At 39.9% G+C, this 1,774-nt stretch carries 2 protein-coding genes; one reads left to right on the top strand and one right to left on the bottom strand.

The genetic code is table 11. The features are described 5' to 3' along the window. Positions 1-253 precede the first annotated feature (253 nt). Positions 254-445, bottom strand: a complete 192-nt coding sequence (locus tag Xbud_RS18885) for a Cro/CI family transcriptional regulator (protein ID WP_099137517.1) — start codon at positions 443-445, stop codon at positions 254-256. A 101-nt stretch (positions 446-546) separates the two neighbouring features. On the opposite strand from Xbud_RS18885, the gene Xbud_RS18880 reads away from it, so the two are divergent. Continuing rightward, positions 547-1,011 carry a helix-turn-helix domain-containing protein gene (locus Xbud_RS18880; RefSeq protein WP_099137516.1) on the top strand — a complete coding sequence of 155 codons (465 nt, stop codon included), beginning with the start codon at positions 547-549 and terminating at the stop codon, positions 1,009-1,011. The last annotated feature ends 763 nt before the right edge of the window (positions 1,012-1,774 follow it).

Raw genomic sequence — 1,774 nt, 5'->3', positions numbered from 1 at the left:
TTTTCTATTGTCTCTTTCATACGTAAAATTCCTAAAGTGAAATTTCGTTTAATAAATAAACAAAAATATCAACTATCCTGAGATAGATGATGATTAATACGACCGAGCTTCTTGATGAGTACGCCTTTACGGGGTGTGATATTGTTCCTGCATTTCCCGATTGCCTGAGTTCCTACTCGGCGCTATTTCGATTTGCTAGGGTTCATCAATAGCTTGTCGTGAGGGTAGATTGTTAAAGAGCGGTGGTTAATAACTATTCACGACGATGAGCAGGAAATGGTTTTAGCTCTTCCGCTTCCACTCGCCCATCTTGATGAACAATTACAGTAATGTTCCGCCCAATGGCGAGCGCTTTACTGATCGCACTTTGCCTAACTCCAAATAGGGCGGCAGTTTCTCCCTGCCCTATTTGGGATACAAAATCTGATAACGAGATTCTCTCCATAGTGTTCTCCTGTAAATTTCGAAAAAGTATCACTCATAGTAATAAAATAGTCAACACTAACGGTGATTGGTAAATATGACTTTAAGTTATAGAATCGAATAATGAAGAAAATCCCATTGAGCGACGAGCAAATATCGGACGCAAGCCGCCTTAAGGCAATTTATGAGGCAAAGAAAAAAGAATTAGGTCTGTCCCAAGAGGTACTAGCTGAAAAGTTAGGTATGGGGCAGAGTGCTGTTGCGCAATTATTAAATGCAAAGAATGCTATTAATGTGACTCATGCCGCTAAATTTGCTGAAATTCTGGAAATTGCAATTGATGATTTTAGTCCAACATTGGCAAATGAGATTATTGATCTGGCGAAATATACTCGCTTAGTGAACAATAATATTGAAAGCAGAAATCAAAAACCACTGACAAAACAACAAAAAAATCTATTAGAGCTATTTGATAGCCTGCCTTCCGAAGAAGCAGAGCGATTTCTGCGTGAGTTGAAGGCCAAATCAACGCATTTTAATGCAATATTTGCCGAAATGATGGCGAAACGTGGCATTAAAGCAAGTTAACAAAATATATACAGGTAGTAAACAATAACAGTATGAAATGTTAACTACGTCATAAAATTTGATGCAGGAGCTAAAATCATTGATATATTTGTAAAATAGCCCTCCCCACGAGGGCTTTTTTGTACCTACCTATCCCCCCTCTTGGTCAATTCGTGACCACAATCACAATATTCAATTTAAGCAAAAATTTATTTTATTAAAAATCAATAACATCACTATTAGTAATAAAATTATATCACTATTAGTGTTGACTGATTTATTACTAAAGGTGATACTTGAAGCATCAAAGGCACACAGCCGAAAGATAAAAGCAGTAACCGCTCTTTAACAATATGAACCCCACGACAGGCAACTGACGAGCCCCTAGCAAACTGAAATAGCGCCGGGAATTATTCTTAGGCAATCGGGGTAAGCAAAACCAGCTCCGTAAAGGCGTACTTGTCATGATGTGATGTCGTGTTATTAACCAAAAGGAAAACTAAATCATGCTTTAGCAAAGCGGATAGACCGCAAGCGCATAGCGCAAATGCTGCGGTAGTGACGCGGCCCTGAGTCACCAAGTGGGTGAGCCTGTGTAGCGACGGGTCAAGGTTCATAGATTACAAATAGCTCCGATAAGCAGCAAGAAAGCCAGTCTTGCATCGGTTATGGCTGAAAGAATGCACTCAAGGGCATGAGCGCGACCACTGCGAGAGTGTGGTGACTGACCACAGATCATTCACTGAGTGGTCTATGGTGAGCTAATTACAGGGGAAATTTCTAT

Origin of the sequence: Xenorhabdus budapestensis (assembly GCF_002632465.1) — a bacterium.
In the GTDB taxonomy this organism is placed as follows: Bacteria; Pseudomonadota; Gammaproteobacteria; order Enterobacterales; family Enterobacteriaceae; genus Xenorhabdus; species Xenorhabdus budapestensis.
The sequence above is the reverse complement of the archived record's forward strand: the minus strand, read 5'-3'. Positions and strand labels throughout refer to the sequence as shown.

Excerpts from the sequence above, each read along its gene's own strand:
- Xbud_RS18885 (WP_099137517.1), bottom strand. The coding sequence starts at position 445 with ATGGAGAGAATCTCGTTATCAGATTTTGTATCCCAAATAGGGCAGGGA.
- Xbud_RS18880 (WP_099137516.1), top strand. The coding sequence starts at position 547 with ATGAAGAAAATCCCATTGAGCGACGAGCAAATATCGGACGCAAGCCGC.